14 protein-coding genes are annotated in these 19,702 nt (G+C 29.6%); 2 read left to right on the forward strand and 12 right to left on the reverse strand.

Annotated elements, in window-relative coordinates; genetic code table 11:
• Position 1 precedes the first annotated feature (1 nt).
• The 8 genes from F1592_RS13615 to F1592_RS06550 all read right to left on the reverse strand — a co-directional run bounded on the left by F1592_RS13615 (position 2) and on the right by F1592_RS06550 (position 9,805).
• Complete coding sequence (locus F1592_RS13615; protein ID WP_142400707.1) at positions 2 to 850, reverse strand: CPBP family intramembrane glutamic endopeptidase; 849 nt, start codon at positions 848 to 850, stop codon at positions 2 to 4.
• A 96-nt stretch (positions 851 to 946) separates the two neighbouring features.
• Positions 947 to 1,501 carry an NAD(P)H-dependent oxidoreductase gene (locus F1592_RS06520; protein ID WP_149809379.1) on the reverse strand — a complete coding sequence of 185 codons (555 nt, stop codon included), beginning with the start codon at positions 1,499 to 1,501 and terminating at the stop codon, positions 947 to 949.
• Entirely contained in the window at positions 1,494 to 1,904 is a 411-nt protein-coding gene (locus F1592_RS06525; protein ID WP_033079798.1) for a MerR family transcriptional regulator, read from the reverse strand. Before F1592_RS06525 ends, F1592_RS06520 begins: the two co-directional genes overlap by 8 nt.
• Before the next feature lie 75 nt (positions 1,905 to 1,979).
• Positions 1,980 to 2,816: a CPBP family intramembrane glutamic endopeptidase gene (locus tag F1592_RS06530; protein WP_033079799.1), complete on the reverse strand. Its 837-nt coding sequence runs from the start codon at positions 2,814 to 2,816 to the stop codon at positions 1,980 to 1,982.
• 36 nt (positions 2,817 to 2,852) lie between these two features.
• Positions 2,853 to 3,191, reverse strand: a complete 339-nt coding sequence (locus tag F1592_RS06535) for a helix-turn-helix domain-containing protein (protein WP_033079800.1) — start codon at positions 3,189 to 3,191, stop codon at positions 2,853 to 2,855.
• A gap of 678 nt (positions 3,192 to 3,869) precedes the next feature.
• A complete protein-coding gene (locus F1592_RS06540; RefSeq protein WP_149809378.1) occupies positions 3,870 to 7,076 on the reverse strand; it encodes a choice-of-anchor I family protein in 3,207 nt (1,068 codons plus the stop codon).
• A 103-nt stretch (positions 7,077 to 7,179) separates the two neighbouring features.
• Positions 7,180 to 7,980, reverse strand: coding sequence for a protein NO VEIN domain-containing protein (locus F1592_RS06545; RefSeq protein WP_053016196.1), 801 nt, complete (start codon positions 7,978 to 7,980; stop codon positions 7,180 to 7,182).
• Positions 7,981 to 8,035: 55 nt separating this feature from the next.
• Positions 8,036 to 9,805, reverse strand: coding sequence for an AlwI family type II restriction endonuclease (locus F1592_RS06550; RefSeq protein WP_149809377.1), 1,770 nt, complete (start codon positions 9,803 to 9,805; stop codon positions 8,036 to 8,038).
• Positions 9,806 to 9,937: 132 nt separating this feature from the next.
• Here F1592_RS06550 and F1592_RS06555 point away from each other — a divergent pair, with 132 nt between their 5' ends.
• Positions 9,938 to 11,020 carry a DNA adenine methylase gene (locus tag F1592_RS06555; RefSeq protein WP_053016195.1) on the forward strand — a complete coding sequence of 361 codons (1,083 nt, stop codon included), beginning with the start codon at positions 9,938 to 9,940 and terminating at the stop codon, positions 11,018 to 11,020.
• A gap of 223 nt (positions 11,021 to 11,243) precedes the next feature.
• Here F1592_RS06555 and F1592_RS06560 read toward each other — a convergent pair whose 3' ends face one another.
• From F1592_RS06560 to F1592_RS06580, 4 genes are all read right to left on the reverse strand, one after another.
• On the reverse strand, positions 11,244 to 12,590 hold the full coding sequence (locus F1592_RS06560; RefSeq protein ID WP_033079804.1) for an AAA family ATPase: 1,347 nt from the start codon (positions 12,588 to 12,590) through the stop codon (positions 11,244 to 11,246).
• A complete protein-coding gene (locus F1592_RS06565; RefSeq protein ID WP_149809376.1) occupies positions 12,587 to 14,347 on the reverse strand; it encodes an ATP-dependent nuclease in 1,761 nt (586 codons plus the stop codon). The genes F1592_RS06560 and F1592_RS06565 overlap by 4 nt, the downstream gene beginning before the upstream one ends.
• A gap of 564 nt (positions 14,348 to 14,911) precedes the next feature.
• Complete coding sequence (locus tag F1592_RS06575; protein WP_033079806.1) at positions 14,912 to 15,517, reverse strand: stage II sporulation protein M; 606 nt, start codon at positions 15,515 to 15,517, stop codon at positions 14,912 to 14,914.
• 287 nt (positions 15,518 to 15,804) lie between these two features.
• Positions 15,805 to 19,008, reverse strand: a complete 3,204-nt coding sequence (locus F1592_RS06580) for a CDP-glycerol glycerophosphotransferase family protein (RefSeq protein ID WP_149809375.1) — start codon at positions 19,006 to 19,008, stop codon at positions 15,805 to 15,807.
• A gap of 245 nt (positions 19,009 to 19,253) precedes the next feature.
• Here F1592_RS06580 and F1592_RS06585 point away from each other — a divergent pair, with 245 nt between their 5' ends.
• Positions 19,254 to 19,442, forward strand: coding sequence for a hypothetical protein (locus F1592_RS06585; RefSeq protein WP_011274567.1), 189 nt, complete (start codon positions 19,254 to 19,256; stop codon positions 19,440 to 19,442).
• Positions 19,443 to 19,702: the final 260 nt, after the last annotated feature.

Genomic DNA, 19,702 nt, shown 5'->3' on the forward strand with positions numbered 1-19,702 from the left:
ATTAATTTGATCTCTGATAATTTCTTTTTCTGAGCCAAAGTAAAATACCCAAAATAATTGCACTTCCTATGTATAATCCAAGAAATAATCCTATTGTGCCAAAAACGCCTTGTTGTGTTTCGTGAAATTTAATGATAGATTGGCTTGAACTCATAAAGACAAATCTAACGGTTTCTAGACAAACTAAATGAAACAACATATTCGCCCATAAGGAACCTGCAAGTTCTCTATATAGCTGTAATGTAATGCCAAATAAATAGAACTGTATCATTGAGCCTAAAACAGATATTAATTCTGGATTACCTAAATGTATTAAATTTGAAATAATATGCGCTGACCCACCAATAATTGCAAATAATAATGGTTGGATAAATAATGATGGGATAAACTTAAATTTCTTTCGTAACTCATTTAATATCAATCCACGAATCAACACTTCTTCTGGAAAAGCCTCATATAATACTGCGAAAAGACAATTAAATAAAAACATTGCCCAAATATGTATATCCGTACTTACGCTCACATTTTGCATTAGACCTGTACTAATACCTATTACTAATACGATAAATGTAATTAAAAATGGTAGTGCCAATGCTATGATTAAATCTCGCTTATTACTATACCCTTTTAATTTAATTTCTTTTAAAATGTCTGGGTTCTTTGAGTAAATGTACTTTAATGTTATCAATGTCCCAACGGTAAATATAATTCCACTTATTAGTTGACCAATAGGTTTCGCTAGACCATGATTCATAGCGAGCCCACCTAATTCTCCTGCAACTTCCAATATAGCAATTGTGAGAATCATATAAGTTAAAATCTTATAAATACTAAATTGCCTTACCTTCATAAATCATTATCTCCTTCAAGTTAAATTTTTATGAGTGCAATTTAAGGCTAACATACTAAAGCACAAAGCTTAATAACTGCTTTGTGCTTAGTTTATTTATATGGATTTCATTACCTTTTCTACAAGACTATTCACTTTTTTATTTACAGATTGCCTATTACTTCGGTTGAGTTGATCAATATAAAATTTTTTTATATTAGAAATACCAACTAAATTTAGTGGATACTTTAATACTCTATAACCTAGATTCAAATTTAATAAATTAAACCATTCACTTCCACCAATTGTATATATAGCTATTGCTTTTTTATCTTTCCATAAACCGTTTTTATAATATTGTTTATTTTTGAAACTAAAAGCCTCATTAGGCCAAAATGTCATATCAATAAATCCTTTAAGCAACATTGGCATGTTTAACCAATATAGAGGATAAATGAATATTAATGTATCACTTTGATTAATAATATTTATAAATTTATTTTGCTTATCTGTTAATTCATGTTTATATCCTTTTTCTAAAATAAGTATGTCTTCTTTAATAAGTTGTAGATTGAAAATATACTTCTCTTTATTTTCCAATTTTTGAGTTAATAATTTAAAAATTCCATAACATGTCCCTGATTGATTTCCAGCGTATATAATACTAATCATACTCTTTAACTCCTGCTAACATATTCAAAATTTCTGTTTTATTTTCCTCAAATTTCATGTCTTGTGAGAGCTCCTTAACTTGTTCCAATCTATTCAATATATTAATTTGTTCATTAATACTTCTTTTATAATCCTTAATAATTCGATCTAAGTACTTAGTAGATTGGATGTTACACTCCTTTGAAATAGGCTTGTTAAATAAATTTACAATATACTTTATTTCTTCTAGGCTTAAGTTTAATCGTTTCAAATCTTTAATAAGTTTCAATGTTGTATAGACAGTCTGATTAAATTCCCTATAATTATTTTGATTTCTAGAAATGTTAATCAAGCCTTTTTCTTCATAATAACGAATCATTGATTTAGATATATTAAGCTTTTTGGAAACTTCATCTATTTGCATTTTCTCATCCCCTTCCTATGTTATTTAAAAGTTATCATTAAACTATACTTGAAGGTCAATAAAAAAGAGACTAAATTAGTCTCTCAAATTAATTCTCTGCACACTTTTCATTGCAACTAAAATTATTGCTATTAAGAATAATACTATTGCTATGAGTGAAGATGTATTACCATATGCGCCACCGGTTAGGAGTATGTTTTTAACTTTAATAATATACTGAATTACGCCGTAGTCATCATTATGCGTTGTGATATGGACAAAGTCTGACAGATTCCAACACATATGCATAAAAACACTTGGCCAAATTGAGTTAAATTTATACGCCGTCATACCGTACAATATACCAGCGACCGTGCCACTTACGACTAATAATATTAGACTAACACCAGACATCCCGCCATTAAACAAATGGACTAAAGCGAATAATACTGATGTAACAATGATGGCAAAGGTAATATTCGCTTTCTTTTCAATGTATCCCATTAATAAGCCTCGTACTGTTAATTCTTCAGCTATAGGTGCACATATTCCACCTAAAACAATAATTTCAAATAACATTTCTAAATATTCTATTACAGTATCAGCTTTCGTTATTTCAAAATGACCTGGAATAAAGACGCAATAAATGATGATATTTATAATCGGAATCAGTAAGCCAACTGATAGATAACTGAGTTTACTTTTAGGTAAGTTAATACGATAGTCACTTAATTTCTCTTTAAATCCTTTATTAATTAAAAGTTTAATGAATAAAAAGGTAAGTCCCACATAGGTGATACCATGTAAGATTGTTTCAAAAGATTTCAAATCTAACAAATGCCATAGTAAAGCAATATTTTGCGCAATGACTGTTAATACAAACGTCAAAATAATGACACAAATCATTTTTAAATACTTAATTATTAAGCTCATCATGTACCTCCCAAGTTGAGTTAGGAGACCTCACTATTAACTTGTAAAGATTTGTGTTATTGTACCGCACACGATAACTACCAAAATTAATACGAACCACCACTTTTGAGATAAGAAATCCCAAAAATTTAAATGTTCAGGATATGATTGTGATTCTTCTCTTTTATAAGGATGAGACGTTTGCCCTGTTAATAATTCGTCTGTGGAAATGTCAAAACGTTGCGCTAATTGCACAATCATTTGCGCATTCGGTTCAATCGTACCCTGTTCCCATTTGGAAACGGTTTGGCGTGTCGTGTGTAATTCAGTAGCTAATTGATCTTGAGTTAGATCATTCTCTTTACGATGTTTCCTAATCTGTTCAGCAAGTTTCATAGTTATGGTCACCTCTCTTCTAACTTAGCAAGTTCATATACAACTTTCCGCATACAAAATGGTGCATTTGCTTGAATTTCGCTAACATTTTGTTTCCAAAACTTAGCATATCATGTTACATCTTTTTCACTTAATAAAATCACGATATTTTACTAAGTTTGTTTGACACATAGTTTTAGTTAACCTAAAATAAAGATGATTTAATTAAAAAACCAACCCATCTCATAGGTTGGTGTCAAACTATAGCTAGATTTCTTTAGAGTTAGTGTCTCTAATTTTTCTTACTATTGATTTAATCCTTTATTACTGCAATAATAAAGGATTTTTATTTGTTTTTAATAAGGAATGTAAGTACTGAGTAAATTAAAATATTGATAGTTAAAACAAATTCTAAATTAAAATCAAAAATTAATATCAATTGCTATTATCACCTCCTACACACGTAAGAAATGATTAATCTAGTTACAATTTAATATAATTATACTTAAGTTGTTGCTGTATTAAAAGTAACTATTACGTGACAAAAGTTCGGAAAATCGTCTTAAAGCTTGATATATCAGTATCAAAATTTAATAAATAATTATTTCCCACTAATTTATGAAATCTATTTACTTTTCAAAGATTATAAAATTACAAATTAGCCCGCTAAACAATAAATTATTTAGCGGACCATGTTAATCAGTATTTGACGGATTTTATATCTTTACGTTTTCTAATAAATGCTAACCCCAAACCACCAAATAACACTGACCATAACGTTGTGTTTGTTTCAGTTTGACCTGATTTTGGCAGTTCTTTTTTTACGTTATCAGACGAAGTATTTGCATGGTTTGACTTATCAGATACTACACTTCTATAGTTAGTTACCACTACGTGATGACTTGAAGATTTAGTGCTTACCACACTCGAGTTATGAGTGTTAAAATTTGTTATTTGTTTATCATGGCTATCTTCTTGATGATTTGCATGGGCACTATGATTAATATTGTGTGAAGCACCTTTACTCTCTACTTCTTCATGTGATTGTGCACTTGTATCATTGTTATCTTCTTGATCTGAGATAACTTCGTCGCTATCATCTTCAAAAATGTCACCGTCAATTTCATAAAGTGGTTCTATGCCCTCATCATTTCCATTAGTGTCATCAGAAGAATGGTTGTCTTCATCATTATTTGAAGTATCGTCACCGTTATCAGGTTGTTCTCCATTATCTACATCATGATCTGTATTTGAACCATCATTTTCAGAAGGTGGGTTAGGCGTTGTATCGTCATCATTAGACTCCCCGTTGGTATTTCCCGGGTTATCACTATCTTCTCCATCATCACTTTCTTGATCACCTGTTAAATCTTCTAATTCCCAAGCAGATGTTGTGCCAGACAATTCGAATGACGCGATTAACATTGGTTTACCGTTTGGACTGTCTTCAGCACTTTCAAACGTAATGCCCTCAGGTGAAATATCTTTATTATCTGGGTCGTATAAATATTTCACAAAATACGGTTCATTAGGATTAGTAATATCATAAATCATAATACCACCAACACGTTCTAGACCGACAAATGCATATGAATGACTACCTACTTTACCAACGACCACATTTTCAGCCTCTGGACCTTTATCATCACTTCGGTCATCTACTTTAATGTCATCAGCTGTTTCATAATTAGCATTAAAGCGTTCAGGTAATAAATCTAAGACGCGTTGCTCAATATCGCTACCACTGTCATAAATCATTTCTAAATCGGAAGCTCTTAAGATAGAGAATGAACGACCACCACAAGATACAAGCGCATTGTATTTACCATTACCATCTTTAAACGCATGCGATGTCGTAACTTTCAAACGACCCAATTGTTCGTCATCAAACAAGCCATTTTCCACCATATCATCTAGTTCTGCTTGCGTGTAGCCTTGATAATAACGTACATCCAATTGAATATCATCTTTCAATTTCTTCACACGTTTTTCTTCAGAATAACCCTCATAATCTTGAGAATCTCCTTCGTTCGCAATTAATAAATAGGTTTCGCCATTGTAGTCATACGTATCGATGCCATCTGGTTGTAATAATCCTAATACTGGCACACGACGCAACTCAGATTTACCATCTTCATCTGATACATCCATTGCATTTTGTGCTAGCGAATGATCTTTGTAAGGCAACCCTTTCACTTGGACAATTTGTCCTTTCGCGATATCGACCTTCGCAATGGCACTGACTTCCTGTAATGTGACATAGGCATATTTACTTTGACTATCTACCGCAATATATTCTGGTTCAATATTTAAGTAAGCATCTTCCGCATTAGGACCTAACGCACGAATACCTTCTTGATGTTCTTTCGTGAACATTGCTGTACGGACATTATTGGCATTCACATTAGCTGGGCCACCTGTCACATCAATGACTGACACAGAGCCTGGTGGGTTAACAGTGTAATCGTCGCTCGGTTCTCCTTCGTTAGCTACTAATAAATATTTACCATCTTTAGAAAAAGTGACCATATCAGGAAGACTGCCTACCGTCACATTATTGATGTAATCACCATTTGAACCGTAGAATACAACATGTCCTGGCTTCGTCTTATCCACTGCTGGCGCAGACACGGCTACATAATCTCCGCTCGGATGTACTGTTACACTCGTTAAATCACCCGCTTCAATTCCATTATCTTGTAGATAAATACGCTTCACTAAATTAATTGCGCCATCCTTTCCAGGATGTTTCACATCAATAATATCCAACGCTTCTTTATCGCCATTTACCGAATACGCATAGCCATTCTTCGGATTGTACTTCACAATTTCTGTGCCACCCTTATCAAAGTCCGCACCACTTGTATAACGCCCCTTATGCGTAATATTTAACTGATCTTGACCAGTTCGAGACGCATTCTTTGTACGTTGTGCTGACGTCCATTCAGGCGTTGTAGAAAGAATTGCTTTCGGTTGTTGATCTTGCGTGTTCGCATCACGTTGCAATGCTTTGAAGAGCACTTGTTTTTGTTTCGGAGACATGTGCTTCATTTGTGTTTGAGGTAGGTCCGAAACTGCTACATCACTCTCTTCTGTAGCCGTTACTTTATTCATTTCTTCTTTTGAAAAAGGTTGTGTGCGAGTACGCGTTTCATTAGTATTTGTTACTTCTTCAGTTGACGTTACATTGGATTGAGATACCTCAGAATTTGCTTTTTGGTTAGTTTGTTGTGTCGTATTACTTTTTTCTGATTGTTTGTTTTCAGTAGTTGGTTGTGTTGGTTTTTTAGTTTCTTTTGTAGGTGCTTCTTGCGTGTTGCTTTGTGAAGATGTTTCTTTAGTTTCATGTTGAGGCTGTACTTCAGTTTGTGATTGTTCGTTTTTAGGTTGAACTTCTGTAGTTGATGTCTCTTGTGTCATTACTTCTTGTTTAGAAGTGGGGTGTGTCTTCCCCTGTGTAGATTGTTCAGTCGAAGGCACTTCTTGTGTCGTAATATCATCAGATGCTTTATTTTGTTGTGTTTTTGGTTCTTCTGTAGATTGTTCTGATGTTTCATTACTTTGAGTATCATTATGTATAACTTCGTTTGACTCAGTATCCGCCTCGTTTGATTGCGTTTTCTCAGAAGAAGCATCTACATTTGTCTTTGTTACTTTTGTTGCTATCGCTTTGTTTTGTGGTTGTTCCACACGTTGTGTTGAGGCTTCATGACTCGGTTGTTCTTCAGTTGATAGCGCTTGTTCCGTTGAAACCTTTTCAGAAGTGTTCGCCTCATTACTCTCTGCAGCAGACGCTTGGCCTCCACCTAAAAATAATAAACTCCCAACTAAAATAGATGCTGTCCCAATTGAGTATTTACGAATCGAAAACGACTCACGCTTATTCCCTAACTGTTTCTTATCCATAAAAAATCCCCCTGTAAGATAAAAGTGTATACACCACCATCTTACAAGAGGAATATTTATGGATTATTTGAAGCGAGTAAAGAAATGGTAAATTTCAAAAATGCTATTTTTTAACCTTGTACCCTACTGGATCAAATTGGAAACTATTTAATATTTCTTCTGCCATATATATTTCAATTTCACCAACTTTTTTATCCATATTAAAATTATATACTCGGTATAAGTAGGCATTTTCTTTATATATTTCAAAAAATGTTTTCTCATTTTGAGAAATGTAGAATGGTGTTTCTTTTTTACCAGAAGTAGTCTTGACTTCAATATAAATAATTTCTTTTTTTTCATTTACAGAAGCAATATCATAGCCTGCCCCATCGCCCTCTATCTTCGAAGTATGATAAACCATTCCAGGAGATAGCCCTAATTTTTCAAGTTTATCAATTTCATTTTTTAAGACAAAATCTTCTCCAGCCTTGCCTAGTAAACTTTTTTTGATACGTAAATCCTCAAAATCAATTTTCCTTGCCGTAAAAGTCTTTCTTCGACTTTTACGATTTTCAGCCTCATTACGATCAATACTTTTGACTTTTTCGTTTTCAGAATTAATTGTAGCAAGATTATATTTATATTTATCTCTACCTTTAGAATCATCCATAGTTAATGTTACGCCTTCTGGAAAAATAAATTCTCCCTCTTTTTCTAGAATGCCTTTTTTATGTAAAGCTACGTTGCGAATAGTTTGAGTATATCTTTCATCATTTCTAGTCTTTATTATCTCTAAATCAGCATCAGTCAACTCATAGACCTCTTCAATATGATTTATAACCTCTCTAGTAGTCAATTCCCCATAATAATCTAATAACTGCCTAATTAATCTTGGAACTTCTTCTTCTCTTAAAAAATTCAATTTAGTTACCTCATTTTTATTTATACAATGTGCTATCACATTAATGTAAATTATTTTAATTTACAAATATTTCGATATTTTCATTTATTTTTGTTTGCCATTCTATATAATCATCAACATTAATAGAAGCTGTTGCACATACATTTAATAAGTTATAAAAATCATTTATGTCTCTTTCATTATCATAAATATTTTTTATAATCTCAGTGTATTGCTTTATAGTCAAAGGTATAACTGGAATCGGTTTTCCTAACCAACTTGTTTTTGAAAGTATAAAATATTGCCACAAAGTTCTTTGATTTATAGTTGATGAGATAAATAGCCCTAAGGTATTATTTTTATTATTCTTTTTAATTTGATTAACATGGTCTATTACAGATGAAGCTTCATGTTCCCACTGAACCTTCCCAGTCATCAATGATACCTCAGGAACAATTGTAAATTCTTTAGTATATAGTTCCATATCCGGTGTATTATTCAAACCTGGGGCAAATGCTCTTGGAGTCAAATCTTCTTCCATTTTAAAATTAGGTACTACCTTTTTCTCTCCATTTATACTAACTAACGATTTCCAAGTGTTAACTTCAAGCCACAATGCACTCATATCATTATCATTTAATATGATATCAAAACGTTCAATAATTTCTTTTTTTGCTTCTTTAGTTTTTGAAACTACTTCAACAAAATGTTCTTGATTTCTAATCATCAATTTATTAGATAAATCATTTTCAATATCTTTTAATCGTGTTATAGATTTAGTAGTTTTAATTTCATCAGATAATTCTTTTATCTCTTCCTTATTTAAAATATTACTTTCGTAATTTTCAAATTCTTCTCTCACTCTCATAAACGAGTTTTCAACTAATTTCTTTCTTTCAATAAAGTTATCCCATGGAAGAGTTATGTTCCCAATTGCTCCATACCATTCTAAATCATCTCTTGAGGAAACTTCAGAATATGTGATATTCCCCTTAGTTTCAACTTCTTTTTTTGGTGGCTTTTTAAATTTAAATTTTTCAGAAACTAATAAGTCAAACTTCTTTTTAAAAAGATCTTTTACTCTTACTTTTGTATATTTACCACGACCACTTGTAATAAAGAAGTCTGTATATGAAACTGCTCTTAAAAAAGCATCTGTATAATCTTCCCATGATTTTAAATATGTACCCTTATCAAAATATTTTTCCCAAATATTTTTATGGATAAGTTCAACTTTTTTATTATCATTCTTATTATTTATGATTGATCTATCATTATATTGAGTTCTAAATTCATTTATAGCTTCTAAAGCTATTTTATATTTTTGAGGAGTAGTCACAGCAAACATATATGCTAACTCAAATCTAGAAAGGTAATTAAATTCATTAATTAATTTAATGAATATTTCAAACGGAAATATTCCTTCCTCATCTTTATTAGTTATTACATACATTTTTATCAGTTGTACTAAAAAATCTTCAGGTGTAAATGTATTTTCAATAATTCTTTTTCCTGCTTCTGTTATAAATGGACCTTTATTTTCTCCACGCACACCTAAAAAACCAAATTGTTCAGCAGTAGTATAAACTTGCCTCACTAATGATTCCTTATCTCTTGACCCTTTCTGTTTACCTGTTATAAAATCTTTATAAGGTACTCCTACTACTTCATCGTCAGGAACTTCCTTATCATTCTCATATGTCCAACGAATTTTTCTTCTTAGTTGTGGATTCAATTTCAAATCCCAGCTTTCTCCCTGGTGCTGATAAAAATATGGCAACCAATTAATTAACACCTGTATACTTCTTGGAGCAGTTCTCCACGAAATATTCACCTTTACACTCATAACTTCTTCACCTAGACTTAATTATTTAATACTTATTTATATTTTAATAATATCATTATTTATATATAATTAAGTAGTTATATTAAATATTACATGTTTTTTAATACAATGTTTAATTATGGAGGACCAATAATGACCCTAATAAAATGGCCTGGTGGCAAAAGTCGCGAAATCAAAGAATTTGAAAAATACATTCCCGCTTTCAACAGATATATAGAACCAATGGTAGGTGGAGGTGCAGTATTCTTTTATTTAAGCCCAAAAAAAGCATTAATTAATGATATCTCAACTAATTTGATGATGTTCTATAAATTTGTTAAAGAGCAAGATAGTTTATTTAAAACTATTTTATTAGACTATCATAACTCGTTCTCATATTTTTATAATGTATCTCTTGAAAATATAAAATTACTAGAACTACACTATATCAATCAAACTACAATAACCGAAAAAGAAATTTCTAGTATTTTTGACGTTAATAAGTTTTCTGATTTTATTCCTAATACTGCAATGTTTCTTTCATATTTAACAAACTCTATGAACGACAAAATCAGAAGGTTATATAGAAATAATCAAAAAAAACCTATGAATGATGAAGATATTCACAACAACCTACTTACTGGTATTACTAGCGGTTATTATTTATATTTCAGAAAAATTTATAATGATATTCAATTAAATACAGCAGATTTTGATTACACTCATCAATATAAAGCAGCAAACTTTTATTGGATAAGAGAGTATTGTTACGGTTCAATGTTTAGATACAATAAAAATAACTTATTCAATATACCTTATGGTGGAATTTCTTATAATAAGAAAAACTTTCTAAAAAAAATAAATGAAATCTTTAATGATAATATGAGAAGCACATTCGAAAGCACTGAATTATATAATAATGATTTCGAAAGTTTTTTAAACTCAGTTTCTCTTAAAGAAGATGATTTTATATTCCTTGATCCTCCTTATGATACTAATTTTAGTGATTATGAAAATCGATCATTTGATCAAAATGATCAAGTTCGATTAAGAGACTTTTTAATTACAGTACCTTCTAAGTTTATGTTAGTAATTAAAAATACAGAATTTATATTCAATTTATACAATAATGAACATTTTAATTTTATAAATTTTGAGAAAAAGTATACATATAATGTACGCTCTAGAAATGATAGAAACGTCTCTCATTTAATAATTACTAATTACAAATTATAATTAATTTACAAATGATATTTATTTTAAATTTTATTTGTAAAATGTCTCTTATAAAATCAAGTGCGCACGTCACCATCTTATGAGAGACATTTTTTTATTATAGCTTCTTTAATATATAAATTTTATTATTCAACACAATGCGATATGTTTATAATTATTTTTATTTTATAAGTTAGTTATCATACTCAAATGATAAAAGTTGACCTTTATTTCTACAGAAGATTTAATTGTCTAAAATATAATCAATTTTTTCTTTTACGTATTTCTTTCCATACTTATCAACAACTTCATTAGTAATTAAAATTGTTAAGTTTTCCTTTGATCGAGTTAAACCTACGTATAAATAATTATTCATTTTATTATTTTCTTTTTTTAAACCAACTAAATATGGAAATAGTTCATTTGAAATAATAAACAAACAGTTTTCATTATCTAATCCTTTAACTTTATCTATAGATTGCACTATTATTCCTTGTTCATCATAGTCATTGATAGACTTTTCAAAAGTTTCCATAGCTTCATGTAATTTTGCCCATTGTTTATTATTTAGTTTGTAATCTAAACGCCTTTCAATTGCTTTTATAATTAATTTCTTATCATTATTAGTTTTAATACTTTTTTGAGTCTCTGATAAAAGAAAATATAGAGTCGTTTCTTTTTTTATATTTGATAACTCCGTTTCATTTACTATAATTTTTAACTCATGTGTTAAAGAAGAATTATCTTGCACATTATCATTAAATACAAATCTTTTATTTTTTTGATATATATATTGTAGTCCAAATGCAAATTCGCTCATATATTCATTGAGGTTAATATCATCTTCAAATATAAAATTGATGTTTCCACCAATTTTAATACTATTTTGTTGTTGCTTGTTTTCTACATATTTATTAGAAAATGTAACATGCTCAATTGGGCATCTATAATTAATATTTATAAAATTAGCATCTTTTTGTTCATCCACGATTTTTTTAAATACATTTCTCCCTCTCAAGTCTTGCTTAGGGTCTCCAATTAAATTAATTATTATGTTGTGCTTTTCAAGCTCGCTAAGAACAAATTTACATTTCTCATCAATATCTTGGGCTTCATCAATATAAATCGAATCTATATATTTCGATAGTAAATTTATTATATTTTTTCTTTTTTCTTTGATTTTTTTATTATCATTACTCTTTCCACATATAAGATATTGAGCTTCGCTTGTTATTTCTTTAACATGAATCATTTCTAATTTTTTTAATTCTTTAATTTTATTATTTTTATACATGGGGTTTGTGGGTAAATTTATAACACTAACTGACTTGAACTTTTGGGGATAAACTAAGTGATAGAAAGGGAAGATAAATTGTTGTAATAAAAAAGAGTGAATTGTCATAACTTTAATCCTTTGAGGAATCGTGCCGTTTCTTTTTTTTAATTCTTCTTTTATTTTATTACAAGCAGAATTAGTAAATGTGATTACAAAAATATATTTCTTATTATCTGTCATTTTAGAATATTCTAATACATCTTTAGCCATTTTCGTTGTTTTACCTGCACCAGCTCCCGCCACTGTTATATTCATAATTTCTCCCCATTTTGTATAAAGTGTATAACATCATTAATATGCTTTGGCATCTTTATATCTGTTAATAAGTCTTCTCCAATATCTTGACAAAATCTCAACATTGTATCTGCTTTCTTACTTTTCCATTTATCTGACAAGTCTTTAGCGTTTTCTATATCTCCCCATTGATGTTCTTGTTCAAAATATTTCTTTAAAATCATATAATTTTCATCAGTGTTAACAATTTCATCTTCTAAAGTATAATATCGTGTTGTTTTAACATATATATTTTCATAATCATTATAAACTTCATGAGCTTTTAGTGCTTTCGGTTGATTATCATAGTCTCTAATTATTCCTAATTTATTCTGTGTACCTTCATTTACTAATAACCAAATAGGCATCATGTCTCTAAAGCCTTTATGATTAAGAGTGATTACTTCAATATCATTTAGTTCATTTGAGTGAGTACTTAAGAAATTCTTTATTAATAATTCTTCAGTTGGTCCCTCCACTAATATACAGTTTCTTGAAAATAGAAATTTCAAAAAATCTAAATTAGGTTTTTTTGATAAATAGTTAATATCTTTATTTTCTAATTCTTGCTTTAATGATTTAGCTTTTCCGTTATTAAATATAACAACATTTTCTAATTTTAATTTGTTTAAAAATTCTTGGCTATGAGTTGAAATGAATATTTGTAACTGTGCATCCTCTTTGGTTATTGCATTAATATAACTAGCTAAAAGTCTTTTATTGCTAATACTTAAATGTGCTTCTGGTTCCTCAATTGTTAATACATTTAAAGCTACATTCTTTTCTAATGAAAGGGCATTCATCATTACAAACAAATAAATTAAATTTCTATATCCTAATCCTTGAGTATCTAAGTATTCTTCACCATAACCAAGGCGCACATTATTAAGTAAAGATTTTATAGTAGGTATATTAGGGAGTAATGTTATTTCTTCAAAAAATTCTTCGGCATTATTAATAAATGAATCTGTTTGCCAATTAAATATCCCGTCAATACTCTCTATATTTTTCAATTCACTTAAAAAGTTTTCATATGATGTTTCAATTCTTGTTTTATCGTGAACTTCTAATTTACTGTTTAACAAGGTAACTAATGATTTTGAACCTAATTTAGTAGGTTTATTAGAAAATTCATCTCTTTCTGCAGCTAAAGAATTATATTTAAAATATGATAAATCTGATAGCGAAACATTATCATCTTTTAGGGGATTTATAATTTTATATGAATAATATTCTAAAGGAAGAAGATTCATTTTAATTATATTAATCTCATCATTTTTTTCTAATACTTCAGCTACATATTCAAATAACTCTTTAGGATTATCTACCATGAATTCATATTTAATTGATGCTACAATATTTTCTTCATCTATTTCCTTTAACCAATTACGTACAAAATATATTTCTTCACTATTACTAATTTCAAAATCTAATATTACTTGAACATTAGGGATTATGTCTTTAAATTTATCAACCTCTATATTTCCACTAATTATCTCACTTTTATTTTTTTTTAGAAAATTAAAGTAATCTTCTTTTGCTTCTTTATTTATATCTTGCCAATTCAATAATTTATTTACATAACCAGTTTCATGATTAATTAAAGGTAAAGTTAAAGCTTTTAAAAAATTACTTTTACCACTATTATTATCCCCAATTAAAACTACGTTATCATTTAAACTTATGTTTATATCTTTAATATTACGATAATTTTTAATAACTACATTACTTATTTTCATAATGCACCTCACCTATAAAATATCTTATATAATAAAAATTAAGTGAATATTTATATTAATTTTAGTTTAAAAAAAGGATTTCTACAATGTATTTAGTAGAAATCCATATCATCACTTAATCTATTCCACCGAATTCAACGCACTTAGCATGTCTGTCTTACTTATTTTTCGTGCCATGATGAGCATGACGATGAAGGCGAAGACGAGTGTTAACACGGTTGATAGGCCGAGGTTGGTCCAGTAGAGTGTCATGTCTGCCATGGCTTTGTTTGGTGGTAGTGTGCTCATGATGAATTGGTGTAGTTTATAACCACCTATGAAGCCGACTAGTATATCTGAAATGGTTAATAATATTGTTTCACAATAAACGATCATGAAGTTTTCATTTTATAGAAACCTATGACTCTCAAGATTGCAAGTTATCATGAATGTTCTATGACATTAATGTTAGTCATAATAAATACTTTAACAACGAACTTCTGAATATCCAATCAGAAATTGAATAAGGCACAAAATAAGCCAAATGAACACAAGATAGGGTTCATTTGGCTTCTTGTATAAGAATCAACTCATCAATTCAAATATAAAATTAGCTACATAGGTTTCTAAAAATGCTGCAATAATGATTAATGGTAATGCGATCAATACATAAAATTTGATAACGTTGATTAAGTTATCTTTTATTGCGTAGTTTTCTTTTTTACTTTTCCTAAAGAGATTGGTAAAGCGACGTGTGATGGCTTTGTTCAACATATACAATGCACTTGCTAAAATGCAAAAGCCCATGATTTCAAATGTATAGTGTGGAATGAAGGCTATACTCCCTATCACCCCTTTATGTACATCAAAACTCAGAAGAAAGCCTAATAGAATTCCAGGCATAATAATGGTAACCACTAGATTAATCAAATACAGATAAGGTATAGGTAGTAAGGCCAAGATAAACATTTGTAGCGGAACTCGGAAACCATTATTAACGATATACTTCCAAACTTTTTCAAGTCCTTTAGTGTTGCCAATTTCTTCACTCGCATTTCCCATATTTTTCAATTCATTGAAAGACGGATGAACAAAGTAACAGAATATCGTGGTAATGATTAAACAAATGGTAGCAACTATGAATATTTTTACGGCACGTTTAATAATGTCCAAATCAAATGATTTAAGCATAAGCGACCTCTCTTTCATCTCTTATACTAACAAACATAACATGAGCCTGGAACATAAATAATATGATGATGCTATTTTACAAATTCGCAGTAGCTGACTAAAATGAAAAGGCGATTAAATCAAGCTTTTTCCAGTACTAATCATCCTTGTGGGCGGGCCCCAACAAAGAGAATTTCACTAAGAAATTCTACAAGCAAAGCAAGTTAGGAGTGGGACGACGACTTTAAAAAGAATTCTGTCCCACTCCCCCTTCAACTATTTCTAGCAAAGGAGTCAAGATATATTGATCAGTCTTGCTTAAAGAATTTTTCCACTATCGTTTTAGAAGCTGTGCCTTTTTCAAAGGTACAGAAACGATTGTAAAAGACTTGATATTTATCATCATACTCTTCTTGTACGTTAATAATATTGTTTATTGCTTCGATTAAGCCATCATTTGTTTTAATTAATGGACCTGGTGCTTCTTTTTCAAAATCGAAATAAAAGCCACGTAATTTGTTTTTATAAAATTCTAAGTCATATGTGAAGAATAATAATGGTTTCTTTGTATTTGCAAAATCAAACATGACTGACGAATAGTCTGTGATGCATATATCTGTAATTAAATAAAGATCACTGATTTCTGGATATTTAGTACCATCGACGACAAAATCATTTAGCGATTCACTTAAATTTAACGCGTTACTAATAATAATATGTGGGCGTAAAATGAGAATATATTCATCTCCAATACTTTCCTTCAATCTTGGTAAGTCAAGTTTTAGATTGATGATGTGTTTTTTGGCTTTATTAATTTCGTCATCTCTAAAAGTCGGTGCGTATAAAATGATTTTTTTATTACCTTCAATACCTAGTTTTTGCTTGATTAATTTTTTCTTCTCTGTCATGTCAGTGTTTTCCACATTATAAAAGACATCATTTCTTGGGTAACCTATCTCAAGAATTTCTTTTTTGAAATCGAATGCTGTTTTAAAGCACGCGCTTGCATAAGGACTTGGAGAAATTAAATAATCCCAATTTTTAATGGCTCGATTCACTCTATTTTTATAATTTGCATCTCGTCCTTGGAATGTTTCAACATCGTTTAACATTTTTTTCAACGGTGTCCCATGCCAAGTTTGTATATAAATCGTATCTTTATGTTTTCTAAGATAGTGTGGGAAGTTTTGATTGTTTATCCAATATTTCGCTCTAGATAAGTAATAGAAATATTCCGGTGACAATCTCTTAACTGTTTTCACATTCGGATCATTGAATGGATAAAGCGTATTAGTAGCCCAAACGATTTGATATTTCTTATTATATTTCTTTAATTCGTCATATATAAATTTCGGACTATCGCCCACTAATTTCCCTACATTACTTTCAAACACAATTAGATCTTTCTTCACAGGTAATAAGCGTGTTAATCCCGTGTTAAATTTTTCCATAACTTTAAAGTATTTTTTATCTTTTCTAAAACGATTAACTACATGTTGCGAAAGAATATCATACTTAATTTTACTTTTCACTTTACTCGTCTCTCTAAAGTTAGTAATTGCATCAAATATTCGCTCACAATTGTTTCGATCTTTATACGCAATAAATCGATCAATACGTTTCTCTAATGCCTCATTGATTTTAAATTGTTTCTTCTGTATATTATCCAGTTCTCTTTCTAATTTATCTTGAGCATTAACAATGATTCCCGGTAATTCTTTTTCTATATCAATATGTGACGCTTCTTTTCCTAAAAATTCATTTCTATCAAATTGATAATAGATCACTGGTTTATTTAAAAAACTAAAATCAAAGGCAACACTTGAATAATCTGTAATCATTAATTTACTTTCTTTTATCAATTTCTGAACATCTATATCCCCTTGCTTAATACTCGTAACATAGCTTGGCACATCAAAATAATCAATAAAAGGTTGCATATTAGGGTGTAAACAGAAAATTATGTCCGTACCTTTGTTAGCTATTTCTTTTAATTTCTGACTATGAAGCAAATCGTTCATTCGTTTTAAATATTCCGATGTTTGTAATCGATCAATACTCGTTAACCAATCTCTCCATGTTGGAATAATTAAGATTTGATTTTTAACTTCTACATTAGGATTAAACAATTCATCAAATCTTGCTAATCCTGTAACAGCAACTTGATTACTGAAGAAATTCAAATCTCTTACAACGATTTCTTTTTCTCTCTTAGAACTCGTGATAAATAAATCAACATTAAAATCTTTTAACTGGTTACCATTGATGTTGCTTAAGTTTTTTGTACCTAAAACCCCGTGCTGTAAAAATACTTTAACGGCTTTTATTTTGCGTGTATAAATTTCACTCGTTGTAGGATAAATTAATTCCGGATGATGCGTAGTACAAATGTAATCTGCTTTAAGCATAATTTTGAAATGTTCCGCTGAATTATAGAATATGACATTTCCGAAAGGCAAAACATTTTCAGCTTCTTTAGAGTCTTTTTCAATAATATAATAAACAGGCTTATCTGGGTGATATGTTCTCATATATTTAAAGAAGTGATAACCATTGTCCTGAGCTTTATATGATTTCTCACCAATTACCCAAATCTTTTGATTTTCCTTTTTTAAGAAGTTGGGACGTTTTGGTCTTTTTAACTCATCCACATATGTTAAGTAACTATCGATGTCATACGTATTAATTCTAAAAGATAAATTACGACCTTTCATCGTGAAATAAGGTGTAAGTGACACTATATTACCGTTAAACTCAGTGATTATTTCACCCTTTAATAGCTTTTCCGCCATTATTCTAGGATTTCCAATTTTTATTCTTAAATTCTCCGATGATTCTAGTACTTTAATACTTAAGTAAATATCTATAATATCCTCATTTTTATATTCATACTTCATGAATTCTATCAAATCTTTGTAGATATCTACCGAAAAATTATAAGTCGATGTATTTTTCGTCTTTCCAATTTCTTCAAGATTGATATTTACGAATGTTTCTCTGTCAGTCAGTCTCGTTTTTATTAATAGTTGCACAGTTTCTAATGTGGAATTCAGTATCGCAAACTGACCTTTTATACACGCTGCAGTGTTGTTTATTTTAATATTATCAATGTGTCTTCTTGAAAAATATGTTTTATTTAAATCAACTTCATCCAATGATAAGTGTAAATAGCCATTTCTAGTAATATAGGGTTGTATTTTTATATCCTCATCGGCATCAATGAGCACTTCAGTTAAATCCAAAACTTCAGACTGGTTATTCGTAACTTTCAAGTTACGTTGCGTTGTTAAAATCGGCGTTGATTCTTCTACTATTATGTATAATTTTTTATTTTCATATTGAATAAATTGTTTAGCAACTTCTATTAAATCTATTTGAAAATGTAAATCCCCATTAGTGTCTTCCACATCTATTGAATCAAATTCGTTTTTTACGTAGAGCTTTTCAATCTTATTAATAGGATTCTCAAAATAGATATGTAGTATTGATCCATCTTGCTTAATAGTTTGCAATTAAACCCCTTCTTTCCGCTAAAATCAAATTCCCATAATATTACAATGGTTTTCTATTATTTTTTTAATTATTTATAAATATATCTACTTTTGAATGGTCATATGCGTTAAAATACAAATGTAATATTAAATAGTAACCAAAATATATAAATCATCAATTATTATATCATAATACATGTAATTACTTTTAATATTTTTATAAATATAAATTTTTATATTTACTACAATTTAAAGGGGTTAATAAAGTGAAAAAGTTAATTTTAGTTTTCAACAGTGTCTTATGTTTAATGTTTTTCTTTAAATATAGACAACTTAAGAAAGATCATCATTTTTACTTAACAAACATTGAATCTGAAGATGATAAATTGAATGAAATGGGCATGTATAAAGATAAAGATGGAAATATTTATCCAATAGAAGAGGCAATTGAATGAATCAAACAGTTTAATTAATCTCACTTATACATAACTAAGTTTTGAAGATTATTAATTTTTATTCAGAAAAAAGGGAGCTGAACAGAATTCATATAGAATTCGTCGTCCACTCCCAGCTTGCTTTGCTTGTAGAATTTCTTGATGAAATTCTCTTTGCTGAGGCCCCGCCCGCAAGGATGACTAGAACTGAGAAAAGCTTAATTTAAGCGCCTTCTCAGTTCAGTCAGCTACTGCGAATTTGCAAAATAGCATCATTATAT

It is taken from the genome of Staphylococcus sp. GDX7P312P, from assembly GCF_008385775.1.
Taxonomy (GTDB): domain Bacteria; phylum Bacillota; class Bacilli; order Staphylococcales; family Staphylococcaceae; genus Staphylococcus; species Staphylococcus haemolyticus.